The sequence below is a fragment of the Hyphobacterium marinum genome (genome assembly GCF_036330325.1).
Classification (GTDB): domain Bacteria; phylum Pseudomonadota; class Alphaproteobacteria; order Caulobacterales; family Maricaulaceae; genus Hyphobacterium; species Hyphobacterium marinum.
In genome coordinates, this window is the sequence record NZ_JAZDRO010000004.1 from 81,457 (window position 1) to 102,854 (window position 21,398).

General features: G+C 64.1%; 21 protein-coding genes. 15 read left to right on the top strand and 6 right to left on the bottom strand.

The genetic code is table 11. The features are described from left to right. Positions 1 to 177: 177 nt before the first annotated feature. From V0U35_RS10085 to V0U35_RS10125, 9 genes are all read left to right on the top strand, one after another. Entirely contained in the window at positions 178 to 1,014 is an 837-nt protein-coding gene (locus V0U35_RS10085; RefSeq protein ID WP_330196588.1) for a flagellin, read from the top strand. A gap of 116 nt (positions 1,015 to 1,130) precedes the next feature. Beyond that, positions 1,131 to 2,297 carry a UDP-4-amino-4,6-dideoxy-N-acetyl-beta-L-altrosamine transaminase gene (pseC, locus tag V0U35_RS10090; RefSeq protein ID WP_330196589.1) on the top strand — a complete coding sequence of 389 codons (1,167 nt, stop codon included), beginning with the start codon at positions 1,131 to 1,133 and terminating at the stop codon, positions 2,295 to 2,297. Beyond that, positions 2,297 to 3,283: a hypothetical protein gene (locus V0U35_RS10095; RefSeq protein WP_330196590.1), complete on the top strand. Its 987-nt coding sequence runs from the start codon at positions 2,297 to 2,299 to the stop codon at positions 3,281 to 3,283. The genes pseC and V0U35_RS10095 overlap by 1 nt, the downstream gene beginning before the upstream one ends. Positions 3,284 to 3,345: 62 nt before the next feature. Further along, positions 3,346 to 4,425 (top strand): pseudaminic acid synthase, encoded by a 1,080-nt coding sequence (gene pseI / locus V0U35_RS10100; RefSeq protein WP_330196591.1) that lies wholly within the window; start codon positions 3,346 to 3,348, stop codon positions 4,423 to 4,425. Beyond that, positions 4,412 to 5,107 (top strand): acetyltransferase, encoded by a 696-nt coding sequence (locus V0U35_RS10105; RefSeq protein ID WP_330196592.1) that lies wholly within the window; start codon positions 4,412 to 4,414, stop codon positions 5,105 to 5,107. Before pseI ends, V0U35_RS10105 begins: the two co-directional genes overlap by 14 nt. Continuing rightward, a complete protein-coding gene (locus V0U35_RS10110) occupies positions 5,100 to 5,993 on the top strand; it encodes a glycoside hydrolase family protein (protein WP_330196593.1) in 894 nt (297 codons plus the stop codon). Before V0U35_RS10105 ends, V0U35_RS10110 begins: the two co-directional genes overlap by 8 nt. Further along, positions 5,990 to 6,718, top strand: coding sequence for a WbqC family protein (locus V0U35_RS10115; RefSeq protein WP_330196594.1), 729 nt, complete (start codon positions 5,990 to 5,992; stop codon positions 6,716 to 6,718). Before V0U35_RS10110 ends, V0U35_RS10115 begins: the two co-directional genes overlap by 4 nt. Then, positions 6,715 to 7,428, top strand: a complete 714-nt coding sequence (locus V0U35_RS10120; protein WP_330196595.1) for an acylneuraminate cytidylyltransferase family protein — start codon at positions 6,715 to 6,717, stop codon at positions 7,426 to 7,428. The genes V0U35_RS10115 and V0U35_RS10120 overlap by 4 nt, the downstream gene beginning before the upstream one ends. A 4-nt stretch (positions 7,429 to 7,432) precedes the next feature. Then, the gene (locus tag V0U35_RS10125; protein WP_330196596.1) at positions 7,433 to 8,056 is read left to right on the top strand and encodes a pseudaminic acid biosynthesis-associated methylase; all 624 of its coding nucleotides are present in this window, start codon (positions 7,433 to 7,435) and stop codon (positions 8,054 to 8,056) included. 199 nt (positions 8,057 to 8,255) lie between these two features. On the opposite strand, the gene V0U35_RS10130 is transcribed toward V0U35_RS10125, so the two are convergent. From V0U35_RS10130 to pseB, 3 genes are read right to left on the bottom strand one after another with little or no spacing between them, the layout of a single operon-like run. Continuing rightward, positions 8,256 to 9,485, bottom strand: a complete 1,230-nt coding sequence (locus V0U35_RS10130; RefSeq protein ID WP_330196597.1) for a class I SAM-dependent methyltransferase — start codon at positions 9,483 to 9,485, stop codon at positions 8,256 to 8,258. Beyond that, positions 9,451 to 10,290 (bottom strand): phytanoyl-CoA dioxygenase family protein, encoded by an 840-nt coding sequence (locus tag V0U35_RS10135; RefSeq protein ID WP_330196598.1) that lies wholly within the window; start codon positions 10,288 to 10,290, stop codon positions 9,451 to 9,453. The genes V0U35_RS10130 and V0U35_RS10135 overlap by 35 nt, the downstream gene beginning before the upstream one ends. Next, positions 10,287 to 11,363, bottom strand: a complete 1,077-nt coding sequence (gene pseB / locus V0U35_RS10140; RefSeq protein WP_330196599.1) for a UDP-N-acetylglucosamine 4,6-dehydratase (inverting) — start codon at positions 11,361 to 11,363, stop codon at positions 10,287 to 10,289. Before pseB ends, V0U35_RS10135 begins: the two co-directional genes overlap by 4 nt. A gap of 140 nt (positions 11,364 to 11,503) precedes the next feature. On the opposite strand from pseB, the gene V0U35_RS10145 reads away from it, so the two are divergent. The 4 genes from V0U35_RS10145 (at position 11,504) to V0U35_RS10160 (ending at position 17,869) form a co-directional block, all read left to right on the top strand. After that, on the top strand, positions 11,504 to 12,877 hold the full coding sequence (locus tag V0U35_RS10145) for a cytochrome ubiquinol oxidase subunit I (RefSeq protein WP_330196600.1): 1,374 nt from the start codon (positions 11,504 to 11,506) through the stop codon (positions 12,875 to 12,877). Continuing rightward, positions 12,874 to 13,896, top strand: coding sequence for a cytochrome d ubiquinol oxidase subunit II (cydB, locus tag V0U35_RS10150; RefSeq protein WP_330196601.1), 1,023 nt, complete (start codon positions 12,874 to 12,876; stop codon positions 13,894 to 13,896). The genes V0U35_RS10145 and cydB overlap by 4 nt, the downstream gene beginning before the upstream one ends. Before the next feature lie 194 nt (positions 13,897 to 14,090). After that, a complete protein-coding gene (locus V0U35_RS10155; protein WP_330196602.1) occupies positions 14,091 to 14,870 on the top strand; it encodes a cytidylyltransferase domain-containing protein in 780 nt (259 codons plus the stop codon). A 287-nt stretch (positions 14,871 to 15,157) separates the two neighbouring features. Continuing rightward, positions 15,158 to 17,869, top strand: a complete 2,712-nt coding sequence (locus tag V0U35_RS10160) for a hypothetical protein (RefSeq protein WP_330196603.1) — start codon at positions 15,158 to 15,160, stop codon at positions 17,867 to 17,869. Positions 17,870 to 18,015: 146 nt separating this feature from the next. Here the strand turns inward: V0U35_RS10160 and V0U35_RS10165 are convergent, their stop codons facing one another. From V0U35_RS10165 to V0U35_RS10175, 3 genes are read right to left on the bottom strand one after another with little or no spacing between them, the layout of a single operon-like run. Continuing rightward, on the bottom strand, positions 18,016 to 18,468 hold the full coding sequence (locus V0U35_RS10165; protein ID WP_330196604.1) for a flagellar basal-body protein FlbY: 453 nt from the start codon (positions 18,466 to 18,468) through the stop codon (positions 18,016 to 18,018). Further along, on the bottom strand, positions 18,465 to 18,800 hold the full coding sequence (locus V0U35_RS10170; RefSeq protein ID WP_330196605.1) for a rod-binding protein: 336 nt from the start codon (positions 18,798 to 18,800) through the stop codon (positions 18,465 to 18,467). Before V0U35_RS10170 ends, V0U35_RS10165 begins: the two co-directional genes overlap by 4 nt. A gap of 2 nt (positions 18,801 to 18,802) precedes the next feature. Further along, on the bottom strand, positions 18,803 to 19,921 hold the full coding sequence (locus V0U35_RS10175) for a flagellar basal body P-ring protein FlgI (RefSeq protein ID WP_330196606.1): 1,119 nt from the start codon (positions 19,919 to 19,921) through the stop codon (positions 18,803 to 18,805). A gap of 255 nt (positions 19,922 to 20,176) precedes the next feature. On the opposite strand from V0U35_RS10175, the gene V0U35_RS10180 reads away from it, so the two are divergent. Next, a complete protein-coding gene (locus tag V0U35_RS10180) occupies positions 20,177 to 20,599 on the top strand; it encodes a flagellar assembly protein FliX (protein WP_330196607.1) in 423 nt (140 codons plus the stop codon). A 143-nt stretch (positions 20,600 to 20,742) separates the two neighbouring features. Beyond that, positions 20,743 to 21,186, top strand: coding sequence for an RNA polymerase-binding protein DksA (dksA, locus tag V0U35_RS10185; RefSeq protein WP_330196608.1), 444 nt, complete (start codon positions 20,743 to 20,745; stop codon positions 21,184 to 21,186). Positions 21,187 to 21,398: the final 212 nt, after the last annotated feature.

Sequence of the window (21,398 nt, forward strand, 5' to 3'; positions counted from 1 at the left end):
CGGACCCGGCAAAAATTGGCCTGCCCGCGATCTCCGGGCAGGTCGCTTTCTGTCAACTTACTGAATTAATAGAGAAAATATTCTCTGCCCAGACGGCATGCGGGTTGCGTTCTCCTCAGACAAACGCGCGCAAAATGTGTGTGCGGATGTTCGAAGGACACCCAAGGGGACCCCGCCATGACCCTCTCGATCCACACCAATACCGCAGCGATGATCGCGCTGCAGAACCTCAACAAGACCAATGATGAGCTGACCGGCGTTCAGAACCGCCTCAATACCGGTCTGAAGATTTCCGGCGCGAAGGACAATTCGGCGATCTACGCCGTCGCCCAGAACATGCGCGCAGACATCAAGGCGCTTGGCGCGGTCCAGACCAGTCTCGACCGGGCGACCACGATCGGGGATGTCGCCCTGGCGGCCGGCGAAGCGATCTCGGACCTGCTGGTCCAGATGCGCGAGAAGGCCACTGCGGCAATGGACCCGTCCATCGATACGTATTCGCGCGGAGCCTACAACGCCGACTTCCGCGCCCTGCTCGACCAGATCAACGTCATTCTCCAGAATGCCGAGTTTGACGGGGCCAACATCCTCAACGGCTCCATCGCCGGCGGGATCGAATTCCTCGCCGACGCTGATGCGTCACGCTCGGTGACGCTGAAGACGCAGAATCTCAGCCTGTCCGGTTCGGTGATCACGATTTCCAATTCCGCCAGCCTGGGCACGGTGACAATGGCGACCAATCTGGTCTCCCAGATCAAGACCAGCCTCGACAACGTCAACCAGTCGCTGGCCAATCTCGGATCGGACCTCAAGAAGATCGGCGCGCATTCCGGCTTTGTCGGCAAGTTGATGGACTCGCTGACCGAGGGTGTCGGCAACCTTGTCGATGCCGACCTCGCGGTCGAAGGGGCCAGATTGCAGGCCCTCCAGGTCAAGCAGCAACTGGGTGTCCAGGCGCTCTCGATTGCCAACTCCCAGCCGCAAATCATCCTCAGCCTGCTTCGCGGCGGCTAGATTTTACCCGCACCACGGGTCAGGAAAGGCGGCATCGCTGGCGGCGGTGCCGTCTTTTCTCATGGCCGACTCACGCCATTCTCTTGACCCGACCGCCAGTTCAGTGAGGCCGCAGCATGACCGGGCGTTTTCTGCCCTATGGACGCCAGATGATCGGCGAGGACGATATCGCCGCCGTCAATCGCGTCCTGCGCGGAGACATGCTGACCACGGGACCGGAAATCCCAGCCTTTGAAGCGGCCCTGCAGGGCGTGACCGGGGCGGCCCACGCTCGCGCCTGTTCGTCCGGAACATCGGCCCTGCATCTCGCGCTCGCCGGGCTTGGCGTGGGGGACGGTGATACGTGCATTGTCCCGGCCATCACCTTCATGGCGACGGCCAATGCCGCGCGCTATTGCGGCGCAGATAACGTGTTCGCCGATGTCGATCCTGACACGGGTCTTATGACGCCCGAGACACTGCGTGCCGCGATCAAGCGGGCGTCCGGGCCTGTCCGCGCCGTATTGCCGGTCCACCTGGCCGGACAGTGCGCCGACATGGCCGGAATCGCCGCCATCGCTCGCGGCGCAGGTGCGTTTGTCGTCGAGGATGCCTGCCACGCGCTCGGGACCGAAACGGCCGATGGTTCTGTGGGTAATTGCGCCCATTCCGATGCGGCCTGTTTTTCCTTCCACCCGGTCAAGACGATTGCCTGCGGGGAGGGCGGGGCGGTCACCACCAATGACGCGGCGCTGGCCGGACGGATCGACATCCTGCGCTCGCACGGCATCACTCGTGACCCGGAGGCCTTCGATGGTGATCCGGACGAACCCTGGCGTCACGAGATGATCGCGCTCGGCTGGAATTACCGGATGACCGACATTCAGGCCGCACTTGGCCGCTCCCAGCTGACCAAGCTGAACGCCTTCGCCGCCCGCCGCCACGAACTGGCTGAATGCTATGACCGGGCGTTTGACGGGCTGACCCCGTTGGCGAGGCCTCTGTCGCGGATGCCGGACTGCAAGCCTTGCTGGCATCTTTATGTCGTCCTCATCGATTTCGAGGCGGCCGGCAAATCACGGGCGGATGTGATGCGCGCGCTGGCCGAGCGCGGAATCGGGACGCAGGTTCACTACATGCCCGTCCCGTCGCAGCCTTATTACCGTGAACTTCAGGGAGACCAGACGCCCCCCGGCGCCGCCCGCTACTATGCGCGATGCCTCTCGCTGCCGCTGTTCGCCGGCATGGAGGATGGCGACCCCGAATTCGTCGCGGCCGCATTGAAAGAGGTTCTTGAACCCTGATGATATGGCTGCGCTTCCAGTTCGGTCCGCAAATCGGCATGGGTCACGCCGTGCGGTGCCTGACGCTCGCACGGGCCTTGGGCGAGGCGGGGGGCGAGGTCGGGCTGCTACTGGACGACGATGCGCCGGACCTGCCCGGTGCGAAAGACTTTCCGGTCTATCCGGTGGCACCGGATGGAAGCTGGCCGGACACGGGCGGCATCCTGTTCGACGTCAGCCACGCCCGAACCGGGGATACACTGTCCCGGTCAATCAAGGCGTTGACGCGAAAAGGCCGCAAGTGCGCGGTCATCGATGGGTTAGGTACGAACGCCTATACGGATAGCCCGAAGGCCAATCTTGTCCTGTCGCCCTATCTCGTCCCACCGGGCACACCGGCGCGCAGCGGCAAGTCCTGCCTTGAAGGCCCGCAATACGCCATTCTCGGTGCGGAATATGCCGACGAGCCGCCAGAGCTTTCGGGGCGCAAGAGCCGGTTGCTCATTACCATCGGCGGATCGGACCCCTGGGCGCTGACCGAGACGGCTCTGGACGCGGCACATGGTGCCCTGACGTTGCCGCGCTTCGACATCACGGTGATCGCTGGACCGCGGCTCGACACTAAGCGGCGGTCGCATCTGGCCGCGCGTTGCCGCAAGCTCGAGGTCGAATTGCTCGACGCACCGTCCAGCCTGCGCGACGTGTTGTGCGCCAGCGCGGTCGCCATCCTTGGGCCGGGCCTGACGAAATATGAGGCCGCCGCCTGCAACACGCCGGCGGTGATCCTTGCGCCCGACGAAGAAACGCGGACGGTGAACCGTCCCTTCGCCGAAGCCGGACTGGCCTATTTGCTGGACGCCGGGCAACGCAATTTCGCTGGCGAGCTGGGCGCGGCGCTGGGAACGCAGGCCGCGCGCAAGCGCTCTTCCTGGAGCGGGCGAAAGATCGTCGACGGCCAGGGCGCGGCACGGTCGGCTGCTGCAATCCGCGAGGCGCTTGGCGAGTAATCGTTAAGACGAATCGCGCGAGGCTGGCCGCCAGTCGAGGCAGGACAGGGCCGAAAACGGTCATGGACAGCGCAAATCAGACCCCGCGCGCGGCGCTGGAGATCGACGGACGCCGCATCGGCGACGGTGCGCCGCCCTATATCATTGCCGAAGTTTCCGGCAATCATAACAAGGACTTGTCCAAGGCCTTGAGAATGATCGACGTGGCGAAGGCGAGCGGGGCCGATGCGGTCAAATTCCAGACCTATACGGCGGACTCCCTGACCGTCCCGAGCGACCGGCCCGAATTCCAGATCACCACCGGTACCTGGAAGGGGTGGAACCTTCATCGTCTCTATCAGGAAGCCGCCACGCCCTATGACTGGTTCAAGAAGCTGTTTGCCCATGGCCGCGACATCGGCATCACCGTGTTTTCCTCGCCTTTCGATGCGGCGGCGGTCGACCTTCTCGAGGGGCTGAATACACCGGCCTACAAGATCGCCTCCAACGAGCTGACCGACTGGCCGCTGATCCAGAAAGCCGCCGCGACCGGCAAGCCGCTTATCCTTTCGACCGGGGCCTCCAGCTTGGCCGATATCGACGCCACAGCGGGATTCCTGCGCCGCATCGGCGCGCCGTCCTGGTCGCTGCTTCATTGCGTCAGCGCCTATCCGGCTCCGCTCGCCGATGCGCACATCGCCAATATCACGGCTTTGAGAGAGCGTTTCACGGTCCCGATCGGGTTCTCCGACCACACGCTCGACACCGTGGCGGCCGTGCTGGCCGTGGGGCTGGGGGCGTCCATCGTCGAAAAGCACTTCATTCTCGACCGCTCCGAGGGCGGTCCGGACTCCAGCTTTGCCATCGAACCGGACGAGCTGGCCGACCTTGTCAAACGCTGCCGGGAGGCGTTCGAGGCGGTGGGCAAGCCGTCCTTCGGGTCGAATGCGGCCGAGGGCAAATCGCCCATCTACCGCCGGCACTTCTATGCGACGCGGGATATAAAGACGGGCGAGGAACTGGGTGAGGACAATGTCCGCGCCATCCGTGCCCGCGAAGGTGTCCCGGCGCGCGAGTTCGAGCGCCTGTTCGGGGCGCGGGCGCGCCGCGATATCCCGGCCCACACCCCGGTGACCTGGGAGGTTGTCGATGGCGGAGCGTGAACTGGTGATCTTCGGGTCGGCGGAAATCGCCGAACTCGCGCGTTTCTATTTCGAGCAGGACGGCGGGCGGAAAGTCGCCGCCTTCACGGTCGATGACGCCTATGTCGAAGCCGACAATTTCGATGGTCTGCCGCTGGTGGCCTGGAGTGAAGCGATCAGGCGCTTCCCGCCGGATCGCTACGACATGCATGTCGCGCTTTCCTACATGAAGCTCAACCGCATCCGCGAGGCCAAGTTCAACCAGGCGCGCGAGGCGGGCTATTCCCTGGCGAGCTATTTCTGCTCGAAATCGGTGGGTTGGCCGGATCTCACCCATGGCGAGAATTGTTTCGTCCTGGAAAACCAGACCATCCAGCCGGGCGTCAGCCTGGGGGACAATGTCATGCTCTGGTCGGGCAATCATATCGGCCACGGCTCGATGATCGGTGATCATACTTATTTCGCCTCCCACATCGTCGTTTCGGGCCATTGCCGGATCGGAAAGCGCTGCTTCTTCGGCGTGAACGCGACGTTGCGGGACTTCCTGACCATTGGCGACGATTGTTTCGTGGCGATGGACGCCAGCATCACCCGCGATCTGGAAACCGGTTCCGTTGCTCTCGGCACACCGGCAACAGTCTTTGGCCCGGAGGACGAGAAGGGCCGGAAAATCCGCAACAACTACTTCAAGCTCGATGACTGAGTGGCGCAAGCTCGGCCTCGTGGTGAAACCTGATCCATCGTTGTGGTGGAACCGGACCCACGCCATGCTGCCGACGCCCTTCCACATCGAGGGCTCGCTGTGGCGGATCTATTTCGCCGGGCGCAATGACGCCAACCAGTCCCATGTCGGCTGGGCGCTGATTGATCTCGATGACCCGGCGACGGTCATTGAACGCGCCAGTGAGCCGGTGCTGACGCCCGGGCGGCTGGGGTGTTTCGACGACAATGGCGTTCTGCCGTCCTGCCTGATCCGCGATGGTGACGAGACGCTGATGTATTTTATCGGCTTCAAGCCCGGCGGCACGACGCGCATGGACCTCTATGGCGGGTTGGCGATTGCCAAGGGCGACGGCCCGTTTAAACGCTGGTCAGAAGCCCCGATCCTGGAACGCAACCGCGTCAATCCCTTCATCAACACCGCGCCGTGGGTCGTGCGGGATGGCGACAACTGGCGCATGTACTACGTCGCCGGGACCGAATGGGTGCATCGCGATCTCCCGCGCTACAACATCCAGATTGCAACTTCGCAGGACGGTCGGAACTGGCAGCGCGACGGCCGTGTCGCGATTGATTTTGTTCCCGGCGAGAACGCGCTCGCGCGCCCCTACGTCTATCATGACGGAACGCGCTGGGTGATGTGGTTTGCGTCCAAGGGCGAGGCCTATCGCGCCCGCATTGCCTGGTCTGACGACGGCCTGACCTGGACCCGCGACGAAGCCGGACCGGGCCTCGAGCCCACGCCGGGCGGGCCGGACAGCGATATGCTCGAATACTTTGTCGTCCTGCCGCACAAGGGCCGGCGCGTCGTCTTCTACAATGGCGACGGCTATGGCGAGCACGGCATCTGCGCGGCGGTGGAGGCATGAGCGCCGTGCCCGCTGCCCAAGCCGCCGGGAAAACCGTCGCCATCATGCAGCCGACCTTCCTGCCCTGGATCGGCTATTTCGCGCTGATAGACCGGGTCGACCTGTTCGTCTTTCTCGACGACGTCCAGTTCGACAAACGCTCCTGGCAACAGCGCAACCGTATCCTCACCGCGCAAGGTCCGCTCTGGCTGACCGTCCCGGTGCTCACCAAGGGCCGCCGCGACCAGACCATTGCTGAAGTTCAGATCAGCCCCGATCCGAAATTCCCCGCCAGCCTCCTGCGCACGGTCGAGAGCGCCTACGGGAAAGCGCCGCACTTCTCGCGCGTCTTCCCGGACTTCGCGGCGATCCTCGAAAGCCATGACGGCCAGCTCTGCACGCTCAACCTCGCTCTTATCAATTGGCTGGCCTCTGCTTTCGGGATCGAAACGCCGGTCGTGCGATCTTCCGGGACGCCCGTCGCCAGCGCCAAGGCCGATCGGCTGGCCGAGCTCTGCCTCGCCCATGGCGCGACGCGCTATCTCTCGCCGCCGGGGTCGAAAGCCTATCTCGATGAGAGCAATGCCTTCGCGCAGGCCGGGATCGATCTGGCTTACTTCGAATACGAACACCCGACATACGGCCAGAGTGACAAGGCGTTCCAGCCTTATATGTCCGCGCTCGACCTGCTCCTTCATGCGGGGCCGGATAGCCTCGCCATCCTCCGTTCCGGGGTGAAGACATGACCCGCCGGCTCGCCGTCATTCCCGCCCGTGGCGGCTCGAAACGCATCCCGCGCAAGAATATCCGCGACTTTGCGGGAAAGCCCGCCTTCACCCATGTGCTGGGTGCCGCGGCGGAAAGCGAAGCCTTCGACGTCATCCATGTCTCGACCGATGATGCCGAGATCGCCCAGGCGGCTGCGCTCGCCGGGTTTCCGCCGGGCTTTGATCGCGACGCGAAGCTGGCGGATGATTTCGCGCCGATCCGCGACGTCGTCAGCTGGACGGTGCGCGAATACGCCAATCGCGGCGAAGTGTTCGACACGGTCGCGCTCCTCTACGCGACGGCCTTCTTCCTGACGCCGGAGGTCTTGCAGACCGCCTGCACCGTTTTCGAGGACGGCGACCGGACACGGCCCCTGCTCGGTGTTGTCGATATCGGTACGCCGCTGGAAAAGCTGTTTGTCGAGGACGAAGGTGGGCTGTTGCGCACGGTCGACGAAACCCGTTTCGGTGACCGCACGCAGGACCTCACGCCGGCTTACCGCGATGCGGGGGCGTTCGGCCTGTTCGATGCGGCCGCCCTGATAGACGACAAGGGCGGCCGAAGCGCACTGCGCTTTCGCCCCTTCCGCCTGCCGCCCTGGACCGGGCTCGACATCGATACGCAAGAAGACTGGGCATTCGCCGAGCGCCTGAAAACCGCGCTCGATGCCCCGCAATGGAAGGACTGATTTGATGGCCTACAAGACCGAGCAGGAGGCCTTCTGGGCCGGGGAATTCGGCGACGCCTACCGCGAACGCTGTGCGCTGGAACCGGCGCTCGTTGCGGCGCGCACCGCCTGCATGGCGCGCATGCTGGCCAAGGCCGCTCCGGTTGAGAGCGCCTTTGAAGTCGGATGCAATATCGGGCTCAACCTCGTCGCGCTGAACCGGGTTTCGCCGCAGACCGAACTGGAAGCCATCGAGATCAATGAGGGCGCAGCCAGACAGGCGAGCGAGCTCGGCATCGCGAATATCACGCAGACCTCCGTTCTCGAATTCACGCCTGAACGGACCTACGACCTCACCATGATTTGTGGCGTGCTGATCCACCTCAACCCGGAGGTGCTGCCGCAGGTCTATGACGTTCTCTTCAAGGCCTCCAAGCGGCACATCCTGCTCTTCGAGTACTACAATCCGACCCCCGTTGAGGTGAACTATCGTGGCCATGAGGGTCGACTCTTCAAGCGCGATTTCGCCGGGGAAATGCTCGACCGCTACAAGGGCCAACTGAAGCTTGCCGATTACGGCTTCTTCTATCACCGCGATCCGCTCTCCTGGTCGGACGACGGGACCTGGTTCCTGCTGGAGAAGGTGTAGTTCGAAGTTCTCCATTAAGCCGATGGGCCGCGCAGGCGGGAAGTTGCTCCTTTGAACCCTCTCCCCTTTCCAAGGGGAGAGGGCAGGGTGAGGGGTTGGTAAAATGGCTGGCACCAACTTCGGCACGACCCCCTCACCTCAATCCTCTCCCCCAAGGGGGAGAGGAAGTGCGTATTGCAGGTGTCGCAAACACCAACCTTTACTGTGCGCTTAGTATCTCACCCGTCACCGCATCGATGACGGCGAGGGCCTCCCAGCCCGACGCAGCGATCTCGTCGGCGATCTGTCGGTTCCAGTTCGGTGAGCAGAGCAGGAAAATCCGCCTGTCCGCCTCGGCGATGACATCCGTCCCGGCTATAGACGTATCAAGGCCGGGGAAGGGCGTGCCGATCTTGCTCGCCGACCTGTCGATGACGCGGACGGTCTCGAAGCGCTCGGTCAGTAAAGGCGCAACCCGCTCGGCATATTCGTTCGCGCCCCAGGCGAAGACGCTGGCCTTTCCCGACGGATCAGCTTCGGCGGCGAGTTCGGCGGCGGCATGGGCGACCAGCGTACGGCGTGTGCGTTCCGCCTTCGCGACCTTGTAGGCGGCCTGCGCGCGTTCGAGCGCGGCTGCGGCGTCGTCGAAATAGACGTCGGATGGCTCGGCCGGTCGCGCGGCTTTGGCCCGGTCTACCAGCTTGGCCGCGATGGCCTGACCGTAGCGCACAGTGGCCTCCAGTCCGTCCTCCGGCTCCAGCCCGTGGCGGACGAGCAGTTCGCGCAAACTGCGCGGCGTGAAGTGCAGGAGGTGTTCGGGATTGAGCGAGTCCCCCGGATGGGTCTCGTAATTGGGGACTTCGAGGATCAGCGTGCCGCCGTCTTTCAGGAGATCGATCAATTCGGCGAGCCAGGCATTCGCGTCGATCACGTGTTCGAGCACGTAATAGGCCACGACCGTGTCGGCCGAGCGCGGCTCGGCGATGCCGCTCCTGCCTTCGCCGATAAAGCCCTTGCCGACGCTCTCGGCCTCGTCCGCTTCGACCGGGTCTAAGCCGAAGGCGTCAAAACCCATTTCGGTCAGCTTGGCGCAGAAGGCCCCGTCATTGGCCCCGATCTCGATGACGCGACCACCCTTGGGCGTGCGCTCTGCCACGGCGGCGAGGCGCTTTTCGCCGTCGAAATGCAATTCGCCGCCGCGATGGCCGATATGCGCATCGCGGTAGTAGGCCATGAGGAAGCCGCTGTCCGGCCGACGCGCGGCAAAGACAAAGCCGCACGCTGCGCAAGCCGCGTCCTCGAAATTCATCTCGAAATCGCGTGTGCGGCCGCGCACCGTGTAGGCGCGCTCGCCGAGCCGGATTGTTACTTGGCCGCCGCAAAGATCGCAGGGTGCGGGCGTCCAGTCGGCGGTCTCAAGCGGCCGTGTTGCGGGTGTCTTTTCGGTCATCGAGGTGTTCGGCCTGGCGGTCGAGAACGTAACGGGAGAGCGAGGGTGTATAGGTCGCGGTCAGGCGCTCGGCAGTGGCCAGATCGTTGAACCGGAACTGGACGGAAATCCGTACCCGGTCCGACCGGTTCGCGCCGCTCTTGTGCAGGAGCGCCTGGTTGAAGATGAGGATCTCGTCGCGGGCCATGGGCAGCGGCACGAAGTCCCCGTCCGGCACGGCGTCTGCCGCCTCATACCATTCATGGCCGGTCTCGTGCGGACGGAAGGGTTTCAGCCCGCCGGCGTGACTGCCCGGCACGGCAAGCAAAGGACCGATGTCGTCGTTGATGGTGCAAAGCGGCAGCCACAGTGTCACCGCATTGGGGCTGAGCATGGAATACCAGTAATCCTGGTGTGCCGGCGTCGCGAAGCGCGTATCGCCGGGCCGGTCCAACCGGACCAGCGGCAGCGTACCTGCCGAAGGCGCTTCGAGGCCCGCCCAGTCACACGCGGCTCTCAGGGCCGGATGGTCAATGGATGCGATCACGGCAGGCAGGGTCGGAAAAACCTCGTAGAGCGCGCGCGTGACCGCATTGCCGCTCTCCACGCGGTGCAGCCAGGCGATCAGCGTTTCGAGGCAATCCGTGTCCGGCGCGCCGCGATACAGGTCTTCGGGTAGCAGGCGTTTCGCGGCCAGCCGCGCAGCACCCAGCATGGCGGTCTCGAGCTGGGCTTTCAGATCGGCAATGGCCGGGCCGGAAATCCGCGCATATCCGTTGGCCTGGAACGCGGCCCGGTCGGGCAGGGTGAGGCCGGGCGCGCTCACGCTGTCAGCTGTTTCAGCTTTTCGCCGAGCAGCGTTTGCAGGGACCGCGCATCAAGCTTTTCCGGATTATTGTCCGAGGAATAGGCGAAGTCCTCGGGACAGGCCTTTGCCCCTTCAGTGAGATAGCGCGCGCGCAGCTCGCCATCAAAGGCCGGCAGGATGGCGTAGCGATCCTCGAATTCGACCGTCTGGCGCGCATCGTCAGCCGGGATCATCGTCTCGTGCAACTTCTCGCCGGGCCGGATGCCGACAATCGTGTGCGGCAGGTCCGGGGCCATGGACCGGGCAAGGTCGACCGTCGACATGGAGGGGATTTTCGGGACGAAGGTTTCCCCGCCGCGTGCCATTTCCAGGCTCGACAGGACGAGGTTCACGCCCTGGTCGAGCGTGATCCAGAAGCGTGTCATGCGCGCGTCAGTAATCGGCAGGCTCTCTGCGCCTTCGTCGATCAGCTTGCGGAAGAAGGGAATGACCGAGCCGCGCGAGCCGACGACATTACCATAGCGTACGACGCAGAATTTCGGCCCGTCGCGCCCGCCCATATGCTGGGCGGCGGTGAAGATCTTGTCGGATGCCAGCTTCGAGGCACCGTAGAGATTGATCGGGCTCGCTGCCTTGTCGGTCGACAGGGCGCACACCCGTTTCACACCGCGTTTGATCGCGGCGCGCACAACGTTTTCGGCACCGATGACATTGGTCTTGATGCACTCGAACGGATTGTATTCGGCGATCGGGACATGTTTGAGCGCGGCGGCGTGGATAACGATATCAACGTCGCGCATCGCCATGTCGAGCCGCGTCTCGTCGCGGATATCGCCGATGAAATAGCGCAGGAAAGGCCATTTCGACGGCGGGAAATCCTGCGCCATCTCGTACTGTTTCAGCTCGTCGCGCGAGAAGATGATCAGCTTCTTCGGCGTGTATTCGGCACACACGGTTTTCACGAAGCGGCGGCCGAAACTGCCCGTCCCGCCGGTGATCAGGATCGTCTTGCCATTGAGGTCGATACGCGGCGCGCGGAAATCGCGCCCGGCAAAGAGCCCGTCCATGGAATCGGTTGCGATTGAGGTCATGCGTCCCGTCCGCCGAATCGTAAATCGACCTTAACGCTTGGCCTGCGCCGGTTAACGCGGCGTTTAGGCGCGCGGCCCGGTGCCGCAGGCAATCCGGATGCAATTGCGTTAGGTTTCAATGCAGAGACCGGGAGTCACCGATGGAATTTGACGCTCTATTGCTGTCGCGATTGCAGTTTGCCTTTACCATTGGGTTCCACATTATCTTCCCGGCTTTCACCATCGGATTGGCGAGTTTTCTGGCGGTCCTGGAAGGGCTTTACCTGTTCACGAAGCGGCAGGTTTTCCTCAACCTGTTTTTCTTTTGGGTGAAAGTGTTCGCGCTCGCCTTCGGCATGGGTGTCGTGTCCGGCGTGGTGATGAGCTACCAGATCGGCACCAACTGGTCGGTCTTTGCCGACATGACGGGCAGCGTTCTCGGGCCGCTTTTCGGCTATGAGGTCCTGACCGCCTTTTTCCTCGAAGCTTCTTTCCTCGGGATCATGCTGTTCGGCTGGAAGCTGGTCGGTCCGCGTTTGCATTTCACCGCCACCTGTTTTGTGGCGGTGGGCACGCTGATTTCCGCTTTCTGGATACTGTCGGCCAATTCCTGGATGCAGACGCCCGCAGGCTACACGGTCGAGGATGGTCTGTTTGTCGCGACCGACTGGCTTGCCGTCATTTTCAACCCGTCCTTCCCGTCGCGTTTTGCCCATATGGTCGCGGCCGCTTATCTCACAACGGCGCTGGTCGTGCTGGCCAGTGCCGCCTGGCTGATGCTGGTGCGAAGGGCAACGGGCGAGGTCAAAGTGATGGCGCGCATGGCCATCTTCACGATCGCTCTGCTCGCGCCTCTGCAGATCCTCATTGGCCATGAAAGCGGGGTGGTGGCGCACGAGTACCAGCCCGCCAAGGTCGCCGCCATGGAAGGTTGGTGGGAAACCCGAGCCGGTCAGCCAACGCACCTCTTTGCGCTTCCCGATCAGGATGCCGAAACCAACCATTTCGAGGTGTCGATACCGGCACTCGGAAGTTGGGTCGTGGCCGGCGACACGTCCGCCGAGCTGGAAGGGCTGGACGCCTTCGCTGCGGAGGACCGTCCGCCGGTGGCCATCGTCTTCTGGTCTTTCCGTATCATGGTCGGGCTCGGCATTCTGATGCTGGTGCTGGGCGCATGGGGGGGCTTCCTGTGGTGGCGCGGCAAGATCCGCACCTCGCGTCTCTTCCAATGGTTCGCACTGGCCATGGGACCGTCCGGCTTCATCGCCGTGCTGGCTGGCTGGATCACAGCGGAAGTCGGGCGCCAGCCTTTTGTGGTCTATGGGGCGCTGAGAACGGCTGACGCGGTCTCTCCCGTGGATGGCGCGCAGGTTGCTGCATCACTGCTCGTTTTCATGATTGTCTACGCGATCATTTTCAGCGCCGGTGCGCTCTACATCCTGCGCGTCCTTCACAAGGGTCCGGACAGCGCCGAGCAACCCCCGGACAAGGACACGCCCGGGGTTGGCCTGGATCTGACCGGAGAACCGACATGAGCGTTGACCTTCCCCTCATCTGGGCCGGACTCATTGCCACTGCCGTCGCACTTTATGTCCTCCTGGACGGCTTTGATCTCGGCGTCGGCATACTGTTTCCGTTTGCAAGCCCTGAAGAGCGCGATGTGATGGTCAATTCCATCGCCCCCGTCTGGGACGGAAACGAAACCTGGCTGGTTCTGGGGGGTGGCGGGCTTTTCGCGGCTTTTCCACTGGCCTACGCCATTCTGATGCCGGCGCTCTACTTGCCGATCGGGGTCATGTTGACCGCTTTGATCTTCCGCGGCGTCGCGTTCGAGTTCCGGGCCCACGGGCGCAAGTCGGGGCGCAAATGGTGGACACTTGCCTTTTCCGCGGGGTCGATGATCGCCGCAGTCGCTCAAGGGTTCATCCTTGGCGGCTTCTTGCAGGGCGTGACGGTCGACGGCCGGTCTTTCGCTGGAGGCGGGTTTGACTGGGTCTCGCCTTATGGTGCGCTGATAGCGGCAGGTCTCGTCACCGGCTATGCCTTGCTCGGAGCGTGCTGGCTGATTTTCAAAGCCAAGGGAGACTTGCAGGCCCGTGCCCGACGCTGGGCCATGCGCCTCATCCTTGCCGTGTCGGGCCTGATGGCCGCCGTCAGTATTGCGACGCTGTTCGTCAATCCGGACATTACGGCGCGCTGGGGCATCAGTCTTTCAGGCGGGTTTGATATCGGCCAGTTTCTCCTCGTGTCACCCGCGCCCCTGGCCGCAGCTATCGCCGCTACCGGAGTGTTTCTCTGGGCGCGCAAAGGCCCTGATCTCGCGCCCTATCTGGCGGCTGTGGTGCTCTACCTGTCCGGATTTGCAGGGCTGGCAATCAGCCTCTTTCCCAATGTCGTGCCGTTCGACATCACCTACGTAGAGGCTGCCGCCCGGGACAATGCCCTGGGGCTGATGCTGGCCGGAACGGTTGTGCTCTTGCCGCTGATCCTGGGATATACCGGCTATGTGTACTGGCTGTTCAGGGGCAAGGCGACAGGAGGCTCCTATCACTGACCGTGCGACACCACGGATTGGCAAGCGGCTGATCTGGTTTGCGGCGCTCTGGCTCACCGGGCTGATCGTCGTGGGCGCGGTCTCTTACCTGTTGCGCTGGATTCTTTTCGCTGCGGGCTGACCGGCCGATTCGCCTTAACGTCTCCTTAAGCGCGTTCACGCGATCCTCTTCAGCATCAGGGGAGGGGATCGCCATGACGCTCGCAGTCATCGTGCAGGCCCGAATGGGCTCAACCCGCTTGCCCGCGAAAATCCTCGAACCTCTGGGTTTTTCCAGCGCCATCCTGCGTTGCCTGGATCGCTGCGCGCGCATTCCCGATATCGACTATGTCGCCGTCGCCGTGCCGTCGAACGAAGCCAATGACGAACTCGCCGAGGAAGCCTCTGACGCCGGCTATCTCGTCGTGCGTGGTCCTGAGGACGACGTGCTCGCGCGCTATGCCCGCGCTGCGCGCGAGACCGGGGCCGATCACATATTGCGCGTCACTGGCGACCACCCCTTTATCGACCCGGATATTTGCCATCGCGTCATGGCGCTGATGTCGGCGGCCGGCGCGGACTTTGCCTGCAACGACATGCCCAACCATTTCCCGCACGGTCTGCAGTGCGAGGTGTTTTCCAGCGCATTGCTGGCCGAGGCCGACAAGATGGCCAGTGCGCCCGAAGACCGGGGGCGGGTCACCTCCTGGATGCGGGCGCGAAACGACTTGCGCAAGGCTTGCCTCGTCGGCCCTGGCGGTGGGTTCGAGCGCCTGCGCTGGTCGCTGGAGAATGCCGAGGATCTCGATTTCTGCGCTGCCGTCTATGCCGATCTCGGCGAAGCCGCGGCCACTATCACCGCCGCCGAACTCGCCGCGCTCTGCCTGCGCCGCCCGGACCTGGTGCGCCTGAATGCGATGCATGTGGCAGAGGCTCCGGAAATCCGCGCTGCGGACATCAACACCGAGCCGGTCCGGTTTTCCCTGGCGGCTTAGAGGGCGTCAGCATTTGCCCCACCCCAACCCTCCCCCGGCGGGGGAGGGAGTATGGCGCGCATTCCCTCACCTTGAGGGGAGGGCCAGGGTGGGGTGGCAAACGCCAGCGGTAGGGGCAACCCACCCCTTCCGTCTGACGCTGCGCGTCAGCCACCTTCCCCCTCAAGGGGAAGGAGAGCGCTATAGCAAGCACACGAAACCCCTTCCGATTCACCACGAAAATAAACGAATTCCTCACCGCTCGCGGGCGATAAACGGGCCGGATAATGGAAGGGCTGCGTCCGCACGTGGACATCGTCGGTTTCGATCTCTCCGCCCTGTCGGGCTGGTACCAGTCGCGCAATGCCGTGCGGCTGGCCGGACTGTCGCCGCAACCCTCCGGCGCGTCCGCCGGTACATTCAATACCCAGAAGAGCGACGTCCTGGCTCCCTGGGACGTGCGCGGCGACATCACCTCGACCGCTGATATCGCCCGCCGCGTGCTGGCCAATGGGAAATTTTTCGACTCAACACTGGCCGATTTCTCAAAGCTCGACGCGCCGGATGATCACAAGACGCTGTTTGGCCTGCATACCGGCATGCGCGGCCTGTTCTCGCTCGCCGCCGAAGCGCAGGAAAAGACCACGACCGACACGCGCCGCGCCTTCCTGGACCGCCGCTTCGCCGAAGGCGTGGCCCAGCTCGACGAGTTCCTGCAGGGCATGGATTTGCAGTCGCTGACGCTTCTGAAGGGCGAGAAGCTGACCAAGGCCGAAAGTGATGTCGCCATTCATCGCGGCGTGTCGGAATACACGACCGGCATCGTCCATTCCGGTGAATTCGACGCCGAGGTGGCCAGCCTCACGGGCGATGTGCAGTTCACGGTATCAGTGAAGAAGTCGGGTGTGACGACCGACGTGAATATCGATCTTGCCGACATGGGCGCGACGGTCCGCAATCTCGACAACATCGCCGCCCACATCAACGCCGAGCTCGACGCTGCCGGAGTGATTTCGACCATCTCGCGGGTCAAGATCGGCGAGAAGGACGAGAACGGCATCGTCCAGGGCAATGATTTCGGTTTCAAGATTTCCGGCGTCCTGACCGAACAGATCAGCTTCTCCGCCGCCAGTGGCGCACCGGCGGTCTACATCGCCGGCGTGTCGGGCATTGGCGACGGCGCGGCAGGCCAGATCGTGAAACTCACCGATACCGCTGCCGCGCCGGAGACCGGCTTTTCCCGCCGCATCGAGGCCGCCAGCGATGAGGTCGAAACCGTCAAGGATGACGGCGAGACCAAGACCTCCACCGAGGCCAATCCCTTCACCATCAGTGCCACGGCCGTCTCGGCTGATGGCGGCGTCTACACGGTTGGCACGACGGGATCGAATGTCGACGGGCAGATCATCAAGGGCGAGGCCGACCTCGTCCTGCAAAAGCACGATTCCACCGGCAAGCTGGTCTGGACCCGCACGCTCGGGGCCGCGGGCGAAGCCTCCGGGGCCTCCATCGCGGTTGATGGTGATGGCAATGTCATCGTCGCGGGATCGGTCAGCGGCGCGCTGGGCACCACCACCGCGCTGGGCGGTGATGACAGCCTTGTCGTCAAGTATGACAGCGCCGGGGTCGAGCAATGGGTGCAGCGCTTCGGCGGCAGTGCGGCAGACCGGGTCAATTCGGTTGCGGTGGCCTCAGACGGCACGATCTATGTCGCGGGCGAGGCCGCCAGCGGGTTCGGGAACCAGGCCCACCAGGGCGGCAGCTATGACGGCTATGTCCGCGCCATTGGCAGTGACGGCGCGGTTCAGTTCACGCGGCGCGTCGGTGCCGCAGGCGATGAACGCGCCTCGGCGATTGCGGTCGCGGATGATGGCGGACTGTTGGTTGCCAGCAATGAGGACGGCCGCGCCATCCTGCGCAAATACGCTTCGGGCGACGGCAGTAGCGCCGCGATCTGGGAGCAGGACCTGGGCGATCTGGACGGCGGCCGCATCGGAGGCCTCGCGGTCGACGGGACCGACATTTACCTCGCCGGTGCCGCCGGAGCGGCTTTCGCGCCCAGCGCACCGGTGACCGCCAATTCCGGTGGCCGTGATGCCATGTTGGTCAAGCTGAGCGACGGTCCGGCATCAAGCATTGCCTATACGACCTTCCTGGGGTCCGACGCCGACGACAGCGCCAATGGCGTCACGGTCTCGGGCGGGAAAGTCTATCTAGCCGGCAAGACGACGGGCGAACTGCCCGGCGCGACACTCAACGGCTCGCGCAATGCCTTTGCCGCGCAGCTTGATGCCACCACCGGTGCCCTCGACTGGGCAACACAGGTTTCAGGGCGCGGTGGTCTGTCCGAAGCCGCCGGGATTGCCGTCGACGCCGGCGGCGACAGCGTGCTCGACGCGCTGGGCCTGCCGCGTGGCGCGGTCACCTATTCTGATACGCGCGTCGTCACAGATCGCTCGGCAGTGCGCGCGGGCGACCATTTCTACCTCTCGGTCAATGATGGCCGCCGCAAGAAGATCACCATCGAGGCGGGCGATACGATGCGTTCGCTGACCTTCAAGATTAACGCCGCACTCCTGCTCGACGGAACCGCTGACGTCCGCCGTTCCACCGAAGGCGACCGTCTGCGCATCACGCCGAAGGTTGGCACCACGATCGAATTCTTCGCCGGGGCCGAGGGCCGCGACGCGCTCTCCGGTCTCGGCCTGCCCGCAGGCGCGGTGACCAAGACCACCTCGCTCCTCGACAAGGACAAGACATCCGATGCGCCGCCGCTCTTTGCGATGGAACTGCCGACGGTGATGTCGCTGACCAGCCGCGACCGAGCCGCTGCGGCTTTCAAGTCGCTGGAGAATGCCATGACGGTGATCCAGCGCGCCTATCGCGACCTGACGACGCCCCAGGCGGTCAAGGACCTGCTTGAGGGCGGCAAGGGCAAGCAGGGCGGTACCGTCCCGGCCCACATCCAGGCGCAATACGCCAACTACGCGGCCGGCCTCTCACGCCTGCAGGGCGGGTAGGATAGCGTGCGTCGAGGCTTTCCTTGCGGAAAGCACCTCAGCATGAGGAATGATGGCGCATTCAAACCCCTCATCCTGAGGTGCCCGCGAAGCGGGCCTCGAAGGATGGGAAGGCTTGGACATACCTTGCCAGCAGAATTTTGGATTCAAGCCGACCGGTTCACCGCAATCGATGGCGCGCGGGTATCCTTGCGGGCTGCAGACGCGGCACCCGGGCCATAACCCGACAACGTGTCGCGCTGTTTCGCAGCCTCGTCGGCGACGGCTTTCACGACACCTTCGGTCAGGAGGCGCAGCGCATCGACGGCGCGGCCGTTTGCGGCCAGCGCCTCGGTAAAGCGTTCGGTCGCGGCCTTGAGGGCGGATTTGGTACCTGCGTCCGCACCTTCAAGACGGGACGGGTCGGATTTCACCGCGGCAATCTCGCGCCGGTAGAGGGTGGCGAGACGCGATTTCTCGCCCTGGAAACTTTCGGTCTCCAGCGGACGGCGCGCCTCGAAGAGTTGCGTCTCGCGCTGCAACAGGCCGGTCAGGCGCTCGGTCAGCCGCGTCAGCTCACGAGCCAGCGCGTCGGGCGTATCGGCGGCAAGCGTGCTCATGCGGTGTCTCCGGCTTCCTGGTAGCGCAGGATTTCGGCGGTGAGATTGTCAGCGAGGCCCACGCCGCCGCTGCCGGCCATGACCCGCGCATATTCCTCGTTCAGCATGCCGCGGAAGGCGCGCTCGCCCGCCCCGCCATCAAACGGATTGTCCTCGCCGACCCCGGCGAACATCGCCTCGACCATTTGCGACAGGAAGAAGGCTTCAAATTCTTCCGCGACCTCGCGCGCTTCGGCCTCACCCGAAACCTGCCGCAGCGACGGCTCGCGGCGTGAATTCGCGCCGGACAGCGCGGCGGACATCTGCAGGTCGGGGGAGAGGAGGCCGTCCATGTCTACAGCACCTCGATCTCGGCCTGCAGCGCGCCGGCCGCCTTGATCGATTGCAGGATGGCAATCATGTCGCGCGGCGAGACGCCAAGTGCGTTGAGACCATCGACGAGATCACTCAGCGACACGCCGGTATCGAGAACGCCGAGCTGGGCGGCGTCCTCGGTGACCTGCACATTGGTGCGCGGCAGGACCTCGGTCTCGCCTTCGCGTGCAAACGGGTTGGGCTGGCTGGCAATCGGGCTTTCGGTGACCGAGATGGTCAGGTTGCCCTGCGCAATGGCGACGGTGGAGACGCGTACATTCTCGCCCATGACGATCGTGCCCGTCGCCTCGTCGATGACGACGCGGGCGGGCAGGTCCGGCTCGACGCGCAGCTGCTCGATCTCGGAGAGCAGGGCGACCATGTCGCCGGTGTAGAAGTCGGGGCGGGTGAGGACGACCGTGGCGGGGTCGGCGGCGCGGGCGGCATCAGTGCCGAGATAGGCGTTAATGCTGTCGGCGGTACGGGTGGCGGTGGTGAAGTCGGGATTGCGCAGCGCCAGGCGGATGGCCGAGCGGTTGGCGAGGTCGAAGCGCAGTTCGCGCTCAATGAGCGCGCCGTTGGCAATCCGGCCGGAAGTTGGCACGCCGCGCGTCACGCTCGCCGCATCGCCCTGTGCCTGGAAGCCACCGACGGCAACCTGGCCCTGCGCGACGGCATAGACCTGACCGTCCGCGCCGATCAGCGCCGTGGCGATCAGCGTGCCGCCCTGCAGCGAGTCCGCATCGCCGATGGCGGAAACCGTGACGTCGGCGCGTGAGCCTTGCGTCGCGAAGGCCGGCAGGTGGGCGGTGATGATGACGGCGGCGGTATTGCGGGTGTTGAGCGTCGCATCGCGCGTATTGACGTCGAACCGTTCCAGCATCGCCGACAGCGACTGGCGGGTGAAGGCCGCGTTACGCAGGCTGTCGCCCGACCCGTCCAGACCGACGACGAGGCCGTAACCGACGAGCTGGTTCTCGCGCACGCCCTCGACGTCGGTAATGTCCTTGATCCGCGAATTCGCCTCGACGGGCGTCGCCAGCAGGAGCAGACCGGCGAGGGCAGCAAGAATGGCGAAAGTGTAGGGTCTGGCGCGCATGTCCGGGCTTCTCCGGTTGGTGTTTGCCAATCCCGTTGCCAGATGCATGCCACGCGCATGAGGGCAATATCACATTAAAAACAATAGCATACCGCAAACAGTCTTTCGGGTCCGATAGGCAGAAATGCCCTGCAGACCCGCAAGCGGCAATTTCTGCCGCGTCGCGGCGCAGCGTTTAAAGGCTTGTTAACGCGGCGCACCGGAATTTGGCGTTGAACTTGCCGTTAACCCTGTTGCCGCTAAGAGTCGTACCCGATGAAAGTCACCGGACCCCGCTCGACACAGTCAACGCAATCCGCCCGCCGCAAGCCGGGCGCGGGTGGCGGCGCGGACGGGTTTTCCGTCGGGAGTGCCTCTGGCCAGCGGGCTGCCGCACCGGCGGCCGGTACGTCGGGGGCATCCGGCGTCTCGTCGGTTGACGCCATCCTGGCGCTGCAGTCGGTCGGTGACTTCAAGGAAGCCAAGAAGCAGGCGACGGGCCGCGCCCTCTCCATGCTCGACGTGCTCGATGATCTCAAGCTCGCCCTGCTGGAAGGCGGCATCCCGCAGTCCAGGCTGGTCGCGCTGATGGATCTCCTGCGCTCGCGCCGCGAGGCGACCAACGAGCCGGGCCTGGAAGCCGCGCTGGACGAGGTCGAAGTGCGCGCCGCGGTCGAGCTCGCCAAGCTTCGCGCCTGACACGCAAGGCTAGGCACCGGAAATCAAACAATAATTCGGCGGCGTGACAATGCCGTGAGCGACAGCAGCCCTGCGTTGACTTGCCGCCTTCGATGAGTCAATACCGGCCCGCCTTTGCGAGGGGGCCATAAGGGGAGTGTGTCATGGGTAAGAAGTCCGAAGCCACCGAGTCCCGGATCGAACTGCCGGCCGGCTATTCACCGAGCGCCGACGAACCCTTCATGAACGAGCGCCAGAAAGAGTACTTCCGCCGCAAACTGCTGGCGTGGAAGGAAGAAATCATCGCGGAAAGCAAGTCGACGCTGGAACTTCTCCAGGAAGACATGGGCACTTTGCCCGACATGGCCGACCGCGCCTCGAACGAAACCGACCGCTCCCTCGAGCTTCGCGCACGCGACCGTCAGCGCAAGCTGGTCTCGAAAATCGATTCGGCCCTGCGCCGCATCGACGAGGGCACGTACGGCTATTGCGAGGAAACCGGCGAGCCGATTGGCGTCGCCCGCCTCGACGCCCGCCCGGTCGCGACCCTCAGCCTCGAAGCCCAGGAACGCCACGAGCGCAACGAGCGGGTCCACCGGGACGATTGATCTGCGTTTCCCCGACGCAAGTCGGGGTCCAGTCTTCCCCGTATTCTGGATCCCGGCTTCCGCCGGAAAAACAGACTAAGCGCGTCATCCCCCGGCTTGTCCGGGGGATATTTCTTTCGAGATGCCCCGAATAAATCGGGGCATGACGCCGGAGCACCTTTCTCCTTCCCCTTGAGGGGGAAGGTGGCTGACGCGGAAGCGTCAGACGGAAG